16 protein-coding genes are annotated in these 15,631 nt (G+C 67.7%); 9 read left to right on the forward strand and 7 right to left on the reverse strand.

Features of this window, described 5'->3' with window-relative positions; all coding sequences use genetic code 11:
• Nucleotides 1–80 precede the first annotated feature (80 nt).
• The gene (locus H0B54_RS01710; RefSeq protein WP_188258984.1) at nucleotides 81–665 is read left to right on the forward strand and encodes an NUDIX hydrolase; all 585 of its coding nucleotides are present in this window, start codon (nucleotides 81–83) and stop codon (nucleotides 663–665) included.
• 7 nt (nucleotides 666–672) lie between these two features.
• Here the strand turns inward: H0B54_RS01710 and H0B54_RS01715 are convergent, their stop codons facing one another.
• Nucleotides 673–1,845, reverse strand: coding sequence for a ChaN family lipoprotein (locus H0B54_RS01715; protein ID WP_188258985.1), 1,173 nt, complete (start codon nucleotides 1,843–1,845; stop codon nucleotides 673–675).
• A 142-nt stretch (nucleotides 1,846–1,987) separates the two neighbouring features.
• On the opposite strand from H0B54_RS01715, the gene H0B54_RS01720 reads away from it, so the two are divergent.
• A complete protein-coding gene (locus H0B54_RS01720; RefSeq protein ID WP_014239345.1) occupies nucleotides 1,988–2,725 on the forward strand; it encodes an SDR family NAD(P)-dependent oxidoreductase in 738 nt (245 codons plus the stop codon).
• A gap of 94 nt (nucleotides 2,726–2,819) precedes the next feature.
• Here the strand turns inward: H0B54_RS01720 and H0B54_RS01725 are convergent, their stop codons facing one another.
• The 3 genes from H0B54_RS01725 to hemA all read right to left on the reverse strand — a co-directional run bounded on the left by H0B54_RS01725 (nucleotide 2,820) and on the right by hemA (nucleotide 5,649).
• A complete protein-coding gene (locus H0B54_RS01725; protein ID WP_188258986.1) occupies nucleotides 2,820–3,596 on the reverse strand; it encodes an Hpt domain-containing protein in 777 nt (258 codons plus the stop codon).
• 112 nt (nucleotides 3,597–3,708) lie between these two features.
• Nucleotides 3,709–4,254, reverse strand: coding sequence for a transcriptional regulator (locus tag H0B54_RS01730; protein WP_035671311.1), 546 nt, complete (start codon nucleotides 4,252–4,254; stop codon nucleotides 3,709–3,711).
• Nucleotides 4,255–4,434: 180 nt separating this feature from the next.
• Entirely contained in the window at nucleotides 4,435–5,649 is a 1,215-nt protein-coding gene (gene hemA, locus H0B54_RS01735; protein WP_188258987.1) for a 5-aminolevulinate synthase, read from the reverse strand.
• Between the two features lie 548 nt (nucleotides 5,650–6,197).
• On the opposite strand from hemA, the gene H0B54_RS01740 reads away from it, so the two are divergent.
• Nucleotides 6,198–6,440, forward strand: a complete 243-nt coding sequence (locus H0B54_RS01740) for a hypothetical protein (RefSeq protein ID WP_211109108.1) — start codon at nucleotides 6,198–6,200, stop codon at nucleotides 6,438–6,440.
• Nucleotides 6,441–6,530: 90 nt separating this feature from the next.
• On the opposite strand, the gene H0B54_RS01745 is transcribed toward H0B54_RS01740, so the two are convergent.
• Entirely contained in the window at nucleotides 6,531–7,931 is a 1,401-nt protein-coding gene (locus H0B54_RS01745) for an aspartate aminotransferase family protein (protein ID WP_094301786.1), read from the reverse strand.
• 208 nt (nucleotides 7,932–8,139) lie between these two features.
• Between H0B54_RS01745 and H0B54_RS01750 the strand changes: the two genes are divergently transcribed.
• Complete coding sequence (locus tag H0B54_RS01750; protein ID WP_188258989.1) at nucleotides 8,140–8,775, forward strand: glutathione S-transferase family protein; 636 nt, start codon at nucleotides 8,140–8,142, stop codon at nucleotides 8,773–8,775.
• Nucleotides 8,776–8,793: 18 nt separating this feature from the next.
• Here the strand turns inward: H0B54_RS01750 and H0B54_RS01755 are convergent, their stop codons facing one another.
• Nucleotides 8,794–10,542: a putative bifunctional diguanylate cyclase/phosphodiesterase gene (locus H0B54_RS01755; RefSeq protein WP_188258990.1), complete on the reverse strand. Its 1,749-nt coding sequence runs from the start codon at nucleotides 10,540–10,542 to the stop codon at nucleotides 8,794–8,796.
• Between the two features lie 459 nt (nucleotides 10,543–11,001).
• Between H0B54_RS01755 and H0B54_RS01760 the strand changes: the two genes are divergently transcribed.
• From H0B54_RS01760 to H0B54_RS01775, 4 genes are all read left to right on the forward strand, one after another.
• A complete protein-coding gene (locus H0B54_RS01760) occupies nucleotides 11,002–11,841 on the forward strand; it encodes a universal stress protein (RefSeq protein WP_188258991.1) in 840 nt (279 codons plus the stop codon).
• A 141-nt stretch (nucleotides 11,842–11,982) separates the two neighbouring features.
• Nucleotides 11,983–12,387, forward strand: a complete 405-nt coding sequence (locus H0B54_RS01765) for a hypothetical protein (RefSeq protein WP_188258992.1) — start codon at nucleotides 11,983–11,985, stop codon at nucleotides 12,385–12,387.
• Nucleotides 12,388–12,614: 227 nt separating this feature from the next.
• Nucleotides 12,615–13,118 carry an outer membrane lipoprotein gene (locus H0B54_RS01770; RefSeq protein ID WP_246472209.1) on the forward strand — a complete coding sequence of 168 codons (504 nt, stop codon included), beginning with the start codon at nucleotides 12,615–12,617 and terminating at the stop codon, nucleotides 13,116–13,118.
• A gap of 146 nt (nucleotides 13,119–13,264) precedes the next feature.
• Nucleotides 13,265–13,600 carry a hypothetical protein gene (locus H0B54_RS01775; RefSeq protein WP_211109109.1) on the forward strand — a complete coding sequence of 112 codons (336 nt, stop codon included), beginning with the start codon at nucleotides 13,265–13,267 and terminating at the stop codon, nucleotides 13,598–13,600.
• Nucleotides 13,601–14,071: 471 nt separating this feature from the next.
• On the opposite strand, the gene H0B54_RS01780 is transcribed toward H0B54_RS01775, so the two are convergent.
• On the reverse strand, nucleotides 14,072–14,962 hold the full coding sequence (locus tag H0B54_RS01780; protein ID WP_041811445.1) for a LysR family transcriptional regulator: 891 nt from the start codon (nucleotides 14,960–14,962) through the stop codon (nucleotides 14,072–14,074).
• A gap of 409 nt (nucleotides 14,963–15,371) precedes the next feature.
• On the opposite strand from H0B54_RS01780, the gene H0B54_RS01785 reads away from it, so the two are divergent.
• Nucleotides 15,372–15,617, forward strand: a complete 246-nt coding sequence (locus H0B54_RS01785) for a hypothetical protein (RefSeq protein ID WP_094301800.1) — start codon at nucleotides 15,372–15,374, stop codon at nucleotides 15,615–15,617.
• Nucleotides 15,618–15,631 lie beyond the last annotated feature (14 nt).

Here is a 15,631-nt window from a genome sequence, read left to right on the forward strand (position 1 = left end):
AAAGACGAACCCAAACCACAGCTTCAACCTGTCTGCGATGTGGACTTGCCCGCCGTCCCCGTCTGCGCCATATCCGACGGATGCCCGACGATCCGCCCGCCCCATCCAGCTCCCCCCAAGGTCCCCTCAGAGGCCCCCGGGTCCGCACCATCCCGCCCGGCGAGGATCGCGAGCGGCTGACCTGTCCGGACTGCGGCTACATCGCCTACCAGAACCCGCTGATCGTCGTCGGCTCGGTGGCGACGTGGGAGGACCGCATCCTGCTGTGCCGCCGCGCTATCGAACCGCGCAAGGGCTACTGGACGCTGCCCGCCGGCTTCATGGAGGAGCGGGAAAGCACCATGGAGGGTGCGGCCCGCGAGGCGTGGGAGGAGGCGCGGGCCAAAATCGCCATCGACTCGCTACTGGCCGTCTACGACATCCCGCGCATCAGCCAGGTGCAGCTCATCTTCCGCGCCCGCCTGCTGTCGCCGGACGTGTCCGCCGGGCCGGAGAGCCAGGAGGTCGGGCTGTTCCGCTGGGAGGAGATCCCGTGGGACGATCTGGCCTTCCCGACCGTCCAGTGGGCCTTGCGTGAACACCGGTCGCGGCTGGGCCGCCAGGATTTCGCCCCGGCGGTGAACCCCACGCCGGATGTTTTGGCGCGGTGGGAGCGGATGCTCTAGCTTCCGGTCATTCCACAGCCGGCGAGGCGGGGAACTTCGCCACCAGCTCCGCTGTGCCCTGCTCGCGCTTCACGGTCAGCGGCAACCATGTGCCGGGCGCTTGGCGCTGCACCACCGCCGTCAGGTCGGAGGCCTCGCGCACCGGGGCGCCGGCCGCGGCGACCACGAGGTCGCCCGCCGTGAGGCCGGCGGCGGCGGCGACGCTGCCCTCGGTGACGGAGCGCACGCGCACCCCGTCCTGTCCCGGCTCCAGCATCACCCCCAGCCGGGGGCGGGGCGTCTCGGTCGGCGCTTCGCTCTCGCCCAGCCCATAGACCGCGTCGGCGATCCGCCCATCCAACTCGGTGCAGGGGCGGTCCTCATCCCAGGGCAGCAGGACGACGCTGTTCCGGATGCCCAGGTCGGCCAGCTGGTGGGGGACGCCATCACGCCCCTCGATGTGGCCCTGGCCCAGGATCGCGACGACGGTGCGGTTGGTCTGGCGGTGGGTTTCGGCGATCCGCTCGGCCATGGCGCGGTCCCAGACGGATTGCGCCTCGACGAATCGCTCGAAGCTGCCGGAGCGGCGCTCGGTCGGGCCGTGGGCGGCCATCACCTGGCGCAGCCGCTCGGTGTAGGAGGCCGGAGGAGGGGCCGGATCGCCCACGCCTTCCCGTTCGTTGGCCGGAACGGCGGCCCAGCCATCGCGCGCGGTGCGACTGACCAGCCCGCGGTCGACGTTCAGCGCGACCACCGGCAGCCGGTTCATCCGGGCGAAATGCAGGATCGGCAGGTAGAAGCGCGCGTCGTAGCCCCAGACCTTCGGCCAGTTGGTCTCGCGCAGCAGCTCCGCCTCGGTCAGTTGCCCGGCGCTCCAGCGGTCCAGGACCGGCTGGACGCTGCGCGGAAACATCTCCATGCCGACCGCCAGATCGGGGTTCAGCGCGTGCAGGGCCGCCAAGCTGTGAAGCTGCCAGCGGTGGTGGTCGGCGTTGTCGTGCCGCTCCCCCAGCAGCACGGCGGGCGACGCCGCGGCGCGGCGCATCAGGTCGGCGGCGTTCAGCGGGCGGGCGGCGGCGTCGGCCCAGCCGCCGGGCGGCACGCAGGCATTGGTCTGGGCGGCCTTCGCCGCGGTGGCGTCGCCCAGGCCGGCCAAGAGGCTGCCGGAGAGCAAAAGGACGGCCATCAAACGGGGGAGCACGTCGGCGGTCCTCCTGGACTAGGTGAAACGGTTGGGCGCAGGCTGAAGGTTGGGCGGTGGAGGGCGACCGTCAACGGTGCATGGTCCGACCGGCAACGGCCGCGCTGGCGCGGTGCGGCGAAGCGGGGTATCCTTGGACATCATGCCGCACCGTAAAACCGTCATTCTGACCGGCGCGAGCCGGGGCATCGGCCACGCCACCGTGCAGCGCTTCAGCGCCGAGGGCTGGCGGGTCATTTCCTGTTCCCGCGAGGAGGTGCCGGACCATTGCCGGCGCGATCCGAACTGGACCCACCACATCCCGACGGACCTGTCCGATCCGGACAGCCGCGCCCGCTTCCTGGAGGAGGCCAACCGCGCGCTGGACGGGGCGCCGCTGCACGCGTTGATCAACAACGCCGGCATCTCGCCCAAGACGCCGATCAAGGAGCGTCTCGGCTGCCTGAACGGGGCCATCGAAGGCTGGCACCGGGTGTTCGAGCTGAACTTCTTCGCCCCGCTGGTCCTGGCCCGCGGCTTCGCGGCGCCGCTGTCGCGGGCGAAGGGGGCGATCGTCAACGTGACCTCCATTGCCGGCCATTCGGTGCACCCCTTCGCCGGGTCGGCCTATTCGACGTCCAAGGCGGCGCTGTCCGGCCTGACCCGCGAGATGGCCGTGGAGTTCGCCGAGATCGGCGTCCGCGTCAACGCGGTGGCGCCGGGCGAGATCGAGACCGCCATGACCGGCCCAGAATACGACGTGCTGATCCCGCGCATCCCCCTGAAGCGCATGGGCACGCCGGAGGATGTGGCGGCGGTGATCTTCTACCTGTGCGGCCCCGACTCGGGCTACGTCACCGGGACGGAGATGTTCATCACCGGCGGGCAGCATCTGTATTGATGCGGGTGGTTGACCCCACGGATTGCATGGATTCCTCTAGGTAATTCCGTGTAATCCGTGAAGCCGCTGTTGCCCGCAACGGTGTTCAGGCACCTCAGCCGAGGTTGTGCTTCGCCACCACCGCCGCGAAGTCGTCCCCGAAATGCTCGCCGACGCGGATCACCGAGACGCCGTGCGGGATTTCCTTCAGGGCTGGGTTGTCCAGGCTCATCGAGGTCAGCAGCGCCATCGGCACGTTGTGGGTGACGCTCATCGCGCGCAGGCCGCGGATCAGGTCCAGACCGGACAGGCCGTCCATCACCATCGACGCGATCAGCATGTCCGGCGGGACGCGCACGGCGAGGCTGATCGACTCGATGGGGTCGCTGACCGTCACGGTGCGGAAGCCGCAGGCCGCCAGTTCCCCGCCCACCTTCTTGGCGACGACCTTGGACGGGGTGACCAGCATGATCTCGACGTTGCTGATCTGGATGTCGGTGATTTCGAATTGGTAGCGCACCGGCAGGGCGCGGATGATCCGGTTCGTTTCGGCCACCTGCGGCTGCTCGGCGCGATCCACCAGCTCGGCGATCCGGTCCACGAAGATCTGCGCGTCGTTCAGCTCGCGCGCCTCCAGCCGCTTCAGGCCCGACAGGTAATCCTCCAGGCGGTGCGCGACGAGGCTGACGGTGGGGTAGCCGAAGCTGGTGCCCATGCCCTTGAAATTGTGGGCTTCCAGGCGGAGCACGCCGATGGCCGCGGTTTCCTCCCGCGTGCCCTTGGCCACGCCTTCCAGGGCGGCGTTCATCACCTCCAGCCGGTCGCGGGCGTCGTCCATGAATTCGACGCGCAGGCGGTCTTCAAGATCGTCGGGCGACAGGTTGGAGGCCATGGCGGGGGTCCTGACTATGCTTTCGGGTTAGGCAGTATAGCCCCGAAAGTTACACCAGAACCCTAACGCGAAACAAACTCCCGCATGGAAGACGGCTAAAACGCCGCGCCGATCACAACCGGGACAGAAGATTGTTGAACCAGTTCAGCCGTTCCTCGGCCTGGGCGATGTCGTGCTCCAGCCAATCGGCGAAATGGCCGTCGGTCCCCGCACTCGCCCGCTTCAGATCGCCCAGACGCGCCAGCTCCGTCTCGCACAGGGAGGCGAGGTGATCGATCTGGTCGCGCTGCGACTCGACGTCCAGCAGGTGCAGGAAGCGGAGCTTCAGCGCGATGACGAGCTTGTTCAGCCCATCCGCCGAGGGGGCGCGCACGTTGGCGCGCATCAGCGTGTCGAACTCTGCCCGTCCGGCCTCGGTCGCGCCGAGCAGGGCGTTGTCTTCCATGCCGGTGCCATCCAGCGCCTCGATCAGCCCCTCGTAGCGCAGCATCTCCAGCGAGGTGCCCATGAGGTCGAGCGACGGGCCGACGATGCGGTCGAGGAAATGGCGGAGCGCGCCGGCCAGTTCGGCGTAACGCTGCGGCCCGTTCTGGATCAGCGTGCCCAGGACGGCGAGGCGCACGGCCTCCTTCGGCATCAGCGAGTTGTCACGGTACATGGCGAACCCCTGGGCGGTGGCTGTCGACGGTTGCGGACCGAACGTTGCGAAACGTTCTCATCAACGCCTAAAGGTAAGGCGCTCCGGCCCACAAGTCCAGAGCGCCGATGCCATCATCGCACGGAGATCACCGAATCCCCTCCCCCCGCGCTGCAAGACCGTGGGGGGGTGTGGTGGGGCTTACGCCGCCAGACGCAGGTCCAGGCGGCTCCACACGTCGAGCAGGGCGTCGACGAGACGTGCCATCTCGGCGTCGCTGTGCAGCGGGGTGGGGGTGAAGCGCAAGCGCTCACCGCCGCGCGGCACGGTCGGATAGTTGATCGGCTGGACGTAGATGTCGTGCCGTTCCATCAGCTCGTCCGAGGCGCGCTTGCAGCGGTGGGCGTCGCCGACCATCACCGGAACGATGTGGCTGGCCGACGGCATCACCGGCAGGCCGGCCTCGGCCATCATGCGCTTCAGCGTCGCCGCGCGCTCCTGGTGCCGGTCGCGCTCCGTCTGGCTGGTCTTCAGGTAGCGGATGCTGGCCAGCGCCCCGGCGGCCAGGACCGGCGACAGGGAGGTGGAGAAGATGAAGCCGGCGGCGAAGCTGCGGATGCAGTCGACCAGCGCGGTGGAGCCGGTGATGTAGCCGCCCTGGACGCCGAACGCCTTGCCCAGCGTGCCCTCGATGATGGTCAGCCGGTCCATGGCGCCGTCGCGCTCGGCCACGCCGCCGCCGCGGGGGCCGTACATGCCGACCGCGTGCACCTCGTCCAGGTAGGTCATGGCGCCGTGCTTGTCCGCGACGTCGCACAGGTCATGGATCGGGGCGACGTCGCCGTCCATGGAATAGACGCTCTCGAAGGCCACGACCTTCGGGCGGTCCGGGGCGATCTGCGACAGCAGCTCGTCCAGGTGTTTGGGGTCGTTGTGGCGGAAGATGTGCTTCTCGGCGCCGCTGTTGCGGATGCCGGTGATCATCGAATTGTGGTTCAGCGCGTCCGACAGGATCACGCAGTTCGGCAGCAGCTTGCCCAGCGTCCCCAGCGTCGCGTCGTTGGACACGTAGCCGGAGGTGAAGAGCAGAGCCGCCTCCTTCTGGTGGAGGTCGGCCAGCTCACGCTCCAGCAGCACATGGTAGATGTTGGTACCGGAGATGTTGCGCGTGCCGCCGGCGCCGGCGCCCACGCCGTCGATGGCGTCGTGCATCGCCTTCAGGACGACCGGGTTCTGACCCATTCCCAGATAGTCGTTGGAGCACCAGACGGTGACTTCCCGCTCCTTCCCGGCGGCATCGCGGAAGGTGGCTTTCGGAAAGTTCCCCGCATGCCGTTCGAGGTTGGCGAAGACCCGGTAGCGGCCATCCTGCTTCAGGCTGGCGATCTGGGTGCGGAAAAAGCTCTCGTAATCCATCGCGCGTTCCGTTCGCGTTCATCCGAAGGGGCGGGTGCCGTCCGGGTGGTCCAGCCACCGGGCCTAGCACGTTAGGAAGATGGCATGATCGTCGCCGCGTTGCCACCCGGCATTGACCGAAGTCAATAGGTCCGCCCCGTGAGATGGCAATTCTCACCGATCCGGCGCCGCGGGACCATTCGACCTATGGATGATCGTTGTGGCGAAGCGTCTCATGTCCGGGAACGGTCATGCCGTTGCCGAGGCCGGGAAACACCCTTTCGTCCCGCCATCCTGTTGATGATAACAAGTCTTTTTGAATGTTCGCAATGTATTGCCGACAGCAATAAGCCGGCTGTTTCCTGTCCAATAACGCCGAATACCTTTGGCGTGTTCTTTTACGAACAAGGTCGTATGGACGCTAACAGGGGGAAGTGAGAGGGTTCACTCAAGCCGTTGATGGGGAGTGTCGTGCAATGAATGCCATTCTGACGTTCGACAGCGCGCGTGGCCGGCGAATGTCCGGCACTGAGCCGAGCCGTGGTGCCATCGGTCCTGGCGGGAGCACGGTGATTCCCTTCCGTCCGGCCCCCGCTGCATTGGTTTCCCCGGCGGCGCCCCTGCCGCGGCCGGAGCGTCTGGCGCGGCTGATCTACATGGCGAGCGTGGGCGGCTATATGGCCGTGCGCGGGGACACGCTGGTGCAGTTGGACGGGCGCATGCTCTGGCCGACCGCCGATGCGCTGATCCGCGACGCGGCGGCGGCGGGCGTCCCGGTCTCGTCGCACGTCATCAACACCGCCCGGTCCTGACGCCTGCCTCAGCCCGAACGACGTCTTGGAACGAAAAGGGCCGCCCGCGCCGGATGGCGGAGCAGCCCTTCGTCGTCGCGGAGCCGGCCGTTATCCGCGCAGAACGGGAATCGCGGCGTTCAGCGCCGTGGTCAGGCGGTCGAACATCAGGTTGATGTCCTCCTCGCCGATGACCAGCGGCGGGCAGACCGCCACGCTGTCGCCCATGGCGCGGATGATCAGGCCGTTCTCCTGGCTCAGCCCGTTCACGACGGCGCCGGCCCGGCCCACCGGATCGAACGGGGCCTTGGTCTCCTTGTCGGCGACCAGTTCGAGGGCGCCGATCAGCCCGACGCCGCGCGCCTCGCCGACCAGCGGGTGGTCGGCCAGGGCCTTCAGCCGGCGCTGGAACAGCGGGGCGACGGCGCGGACATGGCCGACCAGATCCCGCTCCTCGTAGATCTTCAGCGTCTCGATCGCGACCGCCGCTGCCACCGGATGGGCGGAGTAGGTGTAGCCGTGGCCGAAGGTGCCGATCTTCTTGCTCTCCTCGACACAGGCCCGGTAGACCGCGTCCGACACCATCACGGCGGAGATCGGCAGATAGCCGGAGGACAGCTGCTTGGCGCAGGTCAGGATGTCCGGCTGCATGCCCATGGTCTGGCTGCCCCAGAAATTCCCGGTGCGCCCGAAGCCGCAGATCACCTCGTCGGCGACCAAAAGGATGTCGTACTTCTTCAGGATCGGCTGGATCTTCGCGAAGTAGGTCGCGGGCGGGACGATGACGCCGCCGGCGCCCATCACCGGCTCGGCGAACATGGCCGCGATGGTCTCCGGCCCCTCGGCCAGGATCAGCGCCTCCAGGCTTTCCGCCAGACGGGTCGCGAAATCCTCCTCGCTCTCGCCGGGCTCGGCGAAGCGGTAATGGTGCGGGCAGTCGGTGTGCTGGATGCGCGCGATCGGCAGGTCGAAATCGCGGTGGTTGTTCACCAGGCCGGTCAGGCTGGCCGTCGCCACGGTGACGCCGTGATAGGCCTTCACGCGCGACAGGATCTTCTTCTTCTCCGGGCGGCCCAGCGCGTTGTTGTAGTACCAGACCAGCTTGACGGCCGTGTCGTTCGCCTCCGACCCGGAGTTGGCGAAGAACACCTTGGACATCGGCACCGGGGCCAGCTTGATCAGCCGCTCGGCCAGATCGATGCCCGGCTCGTGGCTCTTGTGGCCGAACACATGGTAGGTCGGCAGCTTGCGCATCTGGCGGGTGGCGGCCTCGACCAGACGCTCCTCACCCCAGCCCAGCGACACGCACCACAGGCTGGCCAAGCCCTCGATGTATTCCTTGCCGCTGTCGTCGAAGACGCGCACGCCCTCGCCCCGCTCGATGATCAGCGGGCCCTGGGTCTCGTGCGCGTGCAGGTTCGTGTAGGGGTGGAGGAAATACGCCTTGTCGCGGCTGGCGGCTGAGTTTCCAGCCCCAAAACTTTCAGTCGCCGCGACGCCCTGTTCGGTCATGATCTCTATCCCTGTGTTCGCTGCCGGAGTCGGTCGTTGCCGATGCTGGTTCGCCGCTGTTGAAAATGTTAAACGGCGCCTCCGATCATAGGCATGGTTGGTCCTCCTGACAAAGCCGGAGAATCAGGGGGTGGGGCGGGCATTCCCATCCTGCATGACGCCCCGGCTCGTTGCACAAGCTCCGGAGTTTCGGAAGAGAAGGGGAAAGATGATCACCTTGTATGGAATGCCGAGCAGCGCGTCGATGGCGCCGCACATCCTGCTGCGCGAGATCGGGCTGCCCTTCGACCTGGTCCTGCTGGACCGCGCCACCGCCGCGCACAAGGCGCCGGACTATCTGCGCCTGAACCCCAACGGACGGGTGCCGACGTTGGTGGACGGCGATCTGGTGCTGTTCGAGGCAGCGGCGATTTGCCTGCATCTGGCCGAGTCGCATCCGGCCGCCCGGCTGGCCCCCACGCTCGGCACGGCGGAGCGCGCGCATTTCTACAAATGGCTGGTCTTCCTGACCAACACCGTCCAGGCCGACATGCTGGTCTATTTCTACCCGGAGCGCCACGCCGAGGGGGCGGCGGCGCAGGCCTCGGTCAAGGCCATGGCGGAAGCGCGGCTTCTGGAGCGCTTCGCGCTTCTGGACCGCGAGCTGGGAGACAAGGCGTGGTTCCTGGGCGACCGCTACAGCGCCGTCGATCCCTACCTGTTCATGCTGGCCCGCTGGACCCGCTTCATGGGAACCCCGGCACGCAGCCTGCCCAACCTCGGCCCGTACCTCGCCCGCGTGCTGGACCGCCCCGCCGTCCGGGCGACCTTCGAGGCCGAAGGGCTCGGCGATCCTTATTATTGAATGGACGAGGGGTGCCGCCTAGCGCGGCACCTGCCAGGGCAGATGCTCCGCGCCGACCAGCCGGTCGGCGTCGGCGGCGGGCATCGGGCGGGCGAAATGATAGCCCTGGCCATAGTCGCAGGCGAGCGCGCGCAGCAGGTTGGCGTCGGCGCTCGTCTCGATGCCCTCGGCGATGACGTCGAAGCCGAGAAGCCGTGCCAGATCCATGATGATGCGGACGATGGCGCGGTTTTCCTCCGACTGGTGCATGGCCATGACGAAGGAGCGGTCCACCTTCAGGCTGTCGATGGGCAGCTTGTGCAGGTAGGACAGCGACGAATAACCGGTGCCGAAATCGTCGATGGACATCTTGATGCCCAGCCCGCGCAAGGTCTGCAGCAGCCGGATCGACTGCTCGGCCTTTTCCATGACCGCGCTTTCGGTGATCTCCAGCTTGATCCAGGACGGCTCGGCCCCGGTCTCGCGCAGAACGTCGCGCACCAGCGAGACCATGTCGGGGTCGTTCAACTGGCGGGTGGAGAGGTTGATGCTCATGAACAGGTTGGCGGAGCCGGGCAGGCGCTGGTCCTGCCATGCGGCGATCTGCCGGCACGCCTCGCGCAGCACCCAGGCGCCCAGCGTGACGATCAGGCCGGTGCTCTCGGCGATCGGGATGAAGATGCCGGGGGGGATGTTGCCGCGCTCCGGATGGTTCCAGCGCACCAGCGCCTCGAAGCCGGCCAGCCCGCCGGTCACCATCTCGACGATCGGCTGATAGGCGACCCACAGCTCCTCGCCGCGCTCCAGCGCGCGGCGCAGGTCATGCTCAAGCCGCACCTGCTCGACGACGCGGGCGTGCATGGCCGGATCGAACCAGGCGTGGCGCCCGCCACCCTGCTCGCGGGCACGGCCGGTGGCGATCTCCGCGTCGCGCAGCACGTCCTCCGGACGCGTGTGGGTGTCGCAGGAGGCGGCGACGCCGATGCTGGCCGACAGGAACACCGAGGCGCCCGACGCCGTCTTGGCGGAGCGCACCAGCGACGCGATGGTGGACAGCCGCTCCTCCACCGCCAGCGGGTCCTGCGTGCCGCCGATCAGCAGCGCGAAGGCGTGGTCGCTGATGCGGGCGATCAGGTCGACCGACCCGGCCCGCACGCTCAGCCGCGTCGCGACGTCGGTCAGGATCTCGTTGGCGAAGCCCTGGCCCATGCTGGTGCGCACGTCGACGAAGCGGTCGAAATCCACGATCACCACCGTGAAGGGTTCCCCCATCGCGTGGAAATCGGCCATGTGCTTGACCAGCAGGAGCCGGTTCGCCAGCCCGGTCACCGGGTCGTAGTAGGCCAGCCGGAAAAGGTCGTCCTGGGTGCGCCGCCGCTCCGTCATGTTCTGCATGATGACGAAATAGCCGGCGATCGAGCCGTCCGGGTCGCGGTAGGGCGCGTGCACCCGCGTCACATAGTCGTTGCCGCCGCCGGACCGGGGAAGCCAGCCCTCCACCTGCACCGTCTCGCCGTCCAGCGCGCGCTCAACCGCAGCGCTGTTGTTGCGCAGCGTCTCCGGCCCGAGGATGTCGCCCACCGTCGTCCCGATGAGGGAGTCCAGCGTGCGGCCCATGTAGTCCAGATACGCCTGGTTGGCGTAGAGGTGCCGCCGCTGCGTGTCGAGCAGGCCGACCATCGCCGGCATGACGTCGAGAAGCTGCCGCAGGGTGTCGAGCGCCGGCGCCCCGGAAGCGGTGCCGGACAGGGCTGCGGCAAGCGAGGCGAGATGAGGGTCCGGCTTCATGGGCGGGAATGGTCGAGACACCGTTGGGAAAACCACGATCAACACTTACGCGAAAGAATGCCCGCCCGTCAAAACCAAAGCCGCCGAAGATGGCGGAAAGCATCGCCCCACTATAATTGCCGGACGACGGCGCCAACCATCATACTCGGGTATTCGTGCAAATCACGGTTGATGTTTCGATGGAAGTTGATTGGATTTGTGGCATCGGCGGTGTTCCGGGCTGGCGAGTCGTGTGCGGGTCCGCGCCGGACCACGGCAGGTTGCCGGCGCGAGCGCGGGCCATTGGCGGTTGAATCGTAGGCCGGCGACGGGGCCGAACGGGCGCGCAGATGCGGAATGCCAGCGTTCTCCATTCTGACCGTCGCCAGAACGGCCCGTGCCGGGCTATAATTTCGACCAATGCGCGAGAAGAGGTGGTGCACCACGATCGCCCACCCGCGCGAGCGAGGGAGAATCGCCATGGCACTCAAGGATTTGCTGGTGGTCGTCGACGACACCGACGCAGCAGCGGCGCGAATCGATGCCGCCGCCCAACTGGCCGCGCGCACCGACAGCCACATCACCGGCCTCTACTCCGTCGTTCCGCTGACCCTGCCCGGTTATGTCGAGGCCGAGTTGCCGAACGAGGTGCGCGCCATGCAGCGCGGCTTCACCGAGAGCCAGACCGCCAAGGCGGAAGCCCTCTTCACCGACGCGGTGCGCCGCAACGGCCTGACCGACCGCTCGGAATGGCGGGTGCTCTACGGGCATCCGACGGACAGGGCGGCGCTGCACGGGCGCTACGCCGACGTGGTGGTGGTCGGGCAGGCCGATCCGCACCGCGACCGTGACCGTCCGGTCACGCTGCCGCAGGATCTGGTGTTCGAATGCGGGCGCCCGCTGCTGGTCGTGCCCTACGCCGGCAATTTCCCCCACATCGGAGAGCGTGTGCTGGTCGCCTGGAACGGCAGCCGCGAGGCGGCCCGCGCGGTGGCCGACGCCATGCCCATCCTGACCGCCGCCAAGCGCGTGGTGGTGATGGCGGTCAACCCCAAGGCCGGCCCCGCCGGCATCGGCGACGAGCCGGGCGCGGACATCGCCAAGCACCTGTCGCGCCATGGCTGCCGGGTGGAGGCCACCCACATCGTGACCGACCAGATCGACCCGGGCGACACGCTGCTGAACACGGTCGCCGACGAATCCTGCGATCTTCTGGTCATGGGCGCCTATGGCCGGTCGCGGTTGCGCGAACAGGTGCTGGGCGGCATGACCCGCTACATGCTGGAGCACATGACGGTTCCGGTCCTGATGAGCCATTGAGGCCCTTGCCGCCGTACGGTCGCCGGCCCGTCCCGGAGCAGTCTGGCCGGGAATAGTCCGGCGGGGCCGCCTGTTCATTCCAGTGTGGCGGCGCCGGACTTCGGTCGACGGGCGCCGCCGGACCTGCGAAGGAAGGCCGGCATGAGCGCGCTGATCCCCACGTTCCTCCACCGCTTTCGTCCTCTGGGCACGGCCGGGGGTTTTCGTCCGGCAGCCCGCATGGCGGTGCTGGGCATCGCCGCGGCGCTGGCGCTGGCCGTTTCGCCGACGGCGGCGGACGCGCACGGCCCGCGCGACCGCGGGTCGTGGTACGGCGGTCCTCCCTATGGCGGGCCGACGGTGATCGTGCCGCCGCCGGGAAGCCGGGTGATCGTCGTGCCCGGCTACCGCCCGCCGCCACCCATCGTGGTCGCCCCGCCTCCCTATTGGGGGCCGCCGCCCCGTCACCATCACCATCGCGGGTGGCGGAACGATTGGGGGCCGCGTCCCTACCCACGGCCGAGCGTGCAGTTCTATGGCGGCTGGTCGTCGGGCCGGGGCTGGTGACGGCCCGATCCGCTTCAAGACGGTCCGTTTGGGCGCGGTCCGCTTGAAAGGAACGGGTCTCGCGGGAACGGCACCGCAATGACGTATTCTCGCATGGACATCGATCCGCTGCCCGGCCATGCTCGTCGCGGTGGCGCCCGGCTTGGGGTGCCGCGCTGTGCGTGCATGAGGGTGCGATGTCCTTCCTGAATCAAGAAACGAAACACCGGCAATCGATGAAGTGCGGCTTGGCCGCGGCGATTCTGGGCGTGGCGGCCCTGTCGCTTGGCGCCTGCGCCAGCCAGAGCCAGAACCGTTACAGCTACCGGGACGTCGGCCAGGCGACCTCGGTCGAGTTCGGCACCGTGATGGCGACCCGTCCGGTGGACATCACGGGCCAGAACACGGGGGCCGGCGGGCTGGTCGGTGGCGCTGCCGGCGGACTGGCGATGTCCAACGTCGGCAAGGGCTCCGGCAACGTGGCGGCGATCCTCGGCGGTGCGCTGGTGGGCGCCGTGGCCGGAGCCGTGGCGGAGCAGGCGATCTCGGACCGCACGGGGATCGAGTATGTGGTGACGCTGGCCACCGGCCGCACGATCACCATCGTGCAGGAACAGGCGGCCAATGAGCCGGTCTTCGGCCCCGGCCAACGCGTGATGGTGCAAACGAACGGCACCTACCAGCGAGTCCTGTCCGCCGACCATCTGCCGACCGAAACGAGCCGCCCGAAGGGCATCAAAGTGGTGGATTGAGGCGGACCGGCCGCGGGTCGCAGCCCCGGCACAGGACATCCCCCCACCTGTTGACCCGAGGGAGCGGCTTGCGGGAGGATGGTCCGATGACGGACGGAACGGTCGGCAAAGCAGCGTGTCTCCGGACCATTCAGCGGGGCGGAGCCATGGCGGCGGTGGTCCTCGTGGCCGCCTGCTCCGGGCTGAGCCCGCCGCCGCAGGCCGCCCCCGAACCCGGCGCGCTGAGCGTTCTGGATCGGATGAGCCCGAACCGCTGCAACGCGACCGTCGCCTCGTCCCTCGCCGGGGTGGGGATACCGGTGTCCGACGTCCGCTATCTCGCCTATGGCCTGTATCGCAACATACCGGGTGACATCGTCGGCTACGATGCCTGGATGGGCTTGAACAGCCAGCCCGGAGCCGTGGTGGTGCAACTCGACGAGTATTGCGCGCCGCGCCAGATCTACGCGCGCGAGGGCGCCCGTCTTCCCAGCGCCCGATGACGCGCTGGTCGCTCCCATCCGAACCATCCACCGCCCGGTCAAAAAAACTGCCGCTAACCCAATGGGCTAGCGGCGAGTTGAACAGGGAGGCTTCACGTCTGGGAGACGCTGGGTCCGAAGACCCAACCCCGGAAGCGGGCTTCCGGGACGAAACGCCGGATGCTGCGGCGCAACATCCAACGCCCAAGATTTGACCATTCTGCCCAAAGGATTCCATCCCCAAATATCCAATTCGGCCATGCGAGAACCGCATAGCTTGTAAGGGCTTGAACAAACGTGAAAAAATAGCGTGCGGGGGCGTATGGCGCTGAAGAACGGGTGGCCCCGCATGAAAAGCGGCAACCGGATTGCAAAGATGCGGGACGGGTTTCGGTACAATCCGTACAAAATGAAAGGCGCCCGGCATGGATTGCCGAGCGCCCGTGCATCAAAAACAGGCAACTGTCTTGCTTGCCCAAAGGCTGGGCTGGGTCAGAAGGCCGACTCCGCCACCTTCTTCACCAGGAAGTCGCGGAACACCGCGATGCGCTTGGAATGGCGCAGTTCCTCGGCGTAGACGAAGTAGGCGTCGACCTTCGGGCCGTCCACATCGGGCAGGACGCGGGTCAGTTCCTTGCTGCCGTCCACCAGGAAGTCGGGCAGGGCGGCGATGCCCAGGCCGCTCTCCACGGCGCGGTACATGGCGTAGATGCTGTTGACCTGCAGGATCGGCTTGCGCGCCCCCGGGGCCGGGTCGCCCACCTCGTTGATCCAATTGACGTTGGCGATCGGGGCGCGGACGTCCGGCGGATAGGCGACGATGTCATGCCCGTCCAGGTCGGCGGGGATCTTCGGGGCGCCGCGCTTCTTCAGATACTCCTGATGGGCGTAGAGATGGAAATGCACCGACATCAGGTGGCGCTGGATCAGGTCGGGCTGGCGCGGCGTGTTCATGCGGATGGCGATGTCCGCCTCGCGCATCGCCAGATCCAGCTCGTTGTCGTCGATCAGCAGGGTGAGCTGGATGTCCGGGTAGATCGACAGGAATTCGTTGACGCGCGGGGTCAGCCAAGTCGAGCCGAAGGCCACCGTGGTGGTCACGCGCAACGGACCCTTCGGATGCTCCCGGCTTTCGGTCAGCATCGCTTCGGTCATCGACAGCTTGGCGAAGACGTCGCGGGCGGTGCGGTGCAGAAGCTCGCCCTGCTCGGTCAGGATCAGGCCGCGCGCGTGCCGGTGAAACAGCGGCACACCCAGGCTCTCCTCCAGCGCGCTGATCTGGCGGCTGACCGCCGACTGGCTGAGGTTCAGCGTCTCGCCGGCGTGCGTGAAACTTCCAGCCTCGGCCACGGCGTGGAAGACCCGAAGCTTGTCCCAGTCCATCATGCCTGTCTTGCTGCCCGCGCCCTGGCGGGGAGCCTCCCGTTCATTCTTGAAGACGGCGCATAGCCGCCATGCTCATTTATACCGGGAACGCGCGGCGAACGCACCCCCAACCAAAGGCTCGCCGCATGAAAAAGAGCCAAGCTTGGTAAGAATTTTCCTTTGTGCTGCGAAGAGCGCACATTTGTTTATCCCGCATTGTGGGATTTTTGCCGTTCCCGCAACCGAAGGACGACGTCGCCGCGCTGGATTTGCTCGGACGACAATCGAGGCCCGGCGCAGCACCGGGAGACTCGGGGGAGGCGTATCCCCCTTGTTGCGGCGGGGCCTCCACCCTTGCGCCGTTGCGCGGGACGGCAGACGGGCCGCTAATCGGGTCTGACGCGGATTTGGGAAGGAGGGGGTCCGAATGCCCGATCAGCATCAGCCGGCGCTCACCCGCGATCAGGTGATCGACATCTGCGGGCGCCTGGACGACATGCGCATCGCCAGCATCATCGGCACGGGCGCCAGCCCCGCCGAACTGATGGAAGCCACCAGCTGGACCGGCGCCGACGATTACATGGGGGAGGCGACGCAGCATCCCCCCTCGGGTCGGGTCGCCCGGCTCCTGGAGCTTCTCAAGGCCGACGAACCGGACTGGGAGGACCGCTGATTCGGTTGCGTCTG

Source organism: Azospirillum tabaci, assembly GCF_014596085.1.
In the GTDB taxonomy this organism is placed as follows: Bacteria; Pseudomonadota; Alphaproteobacteria; order Azospirillales; family Azospirillaceae; genus Azospirillum; species Azospirillum tabaci.

What these genes read in the sequence shown, in the direction of transcription:
- H0B54_RS01710 (WP_188258984.1), top strand. Translation starts at nt 81, where the DNA reads ATGCCCGACGATCCGCCCGCCCCATCCAGCTCCCCCCAAGGTCCCCTC.
- H0B54_RS01720 (WP_014239345.1), top strand. Translation starts at nt 1,988, where the DNA reads ATGCCGCACCGTAAAACCGTCATTCTGACCGGCGCGAGCCGGGGCATC.
- H0B54_RS01725 (WP_188258986.1), bottom strand. Translation starts at nt 3,596, where the DNA reads ATGGCCTCCAACCTGTCGCCCGACGATCTTGAAGACCGCCTGCGCGTC.
- H0B54_RS01730 (WP_035671311.1), bottom strand. Translation starts at nt 4,254, where the DNA reads ATGTACCGTGACAACTCGCTGATGCCGAAGGAGGCCGTGCGCCTCGCC.
- hemA (WP_188258987.1), bottom strand. Translation starts at nt 5,649, where the DNA reads ATGGATTACGAGAGCTTTTTCCGCACCCAGATCGCCAGCCTGAAGCAG.
- H0B54_RS01745 (WP_094301786.1), bottom strand. Translation starts at nt 7,931, where the DNA reads ATGACCGAACAGGGCGTCGCGGCGACTGAAAGTTTTGGGGCTGGAAAC.
- H0B54_RS01750 (WP_188258989.1), top strand. Translation starts at nt 8,140, where the DNA reads ATGATCACCTTGTATGGAATGCCGAGCAGCGCGTCGATGGCGCCGCAC.
- H0B54_RS01755 (WP_188258990.1), bottom strand. Translation starts at nt 10,542, where the DNA reads ATGAAGCCGGACCCTCATCTCGCCTCGCTTGCCGCAGCCCTGTCCGGC.
- H0B54_RS01760 (WP_188258991.1), top strand. Translation starts at nt 11,002, where the DNA reads ATGGCACTCAAGGATTTGCTGGTGGTCGTCGACGACACCGACGCAGCA.
- H0B54_RS01765 (WP_188258992.1), top strand. Translation starts at nt 11,983, where the DNA reads ATGAGCGCGCTGATCCCCACGTTCCTCCACCGCTTTCGTCCTCTGGGC.
- H0B54_RS01775 (WP_211109109.1), top strand. Translation starts at nt 13,265, where the DNA reads ATGGCGGCGGTGGTCCTCGTGGCCGCCTGCTCCGGGCTGAGCCCGCCG.
- H0B54_RS01780 (WP_041811445.1), bottom strand. Translation starts at nt 14,962, where the DNA reads ATGGACTGGGACAAGCTTCGGGTCTTCCACGCCGTGGCCGAGGCTGGA.
- H0B54_RS01785 (WP_094301800.1), top strand. Translation starts at nt 15,372, where the DNA reads ATGCCCGATCAGCATCAGCCGGCGCTCACCCGCGATCAGGTGATCGAC.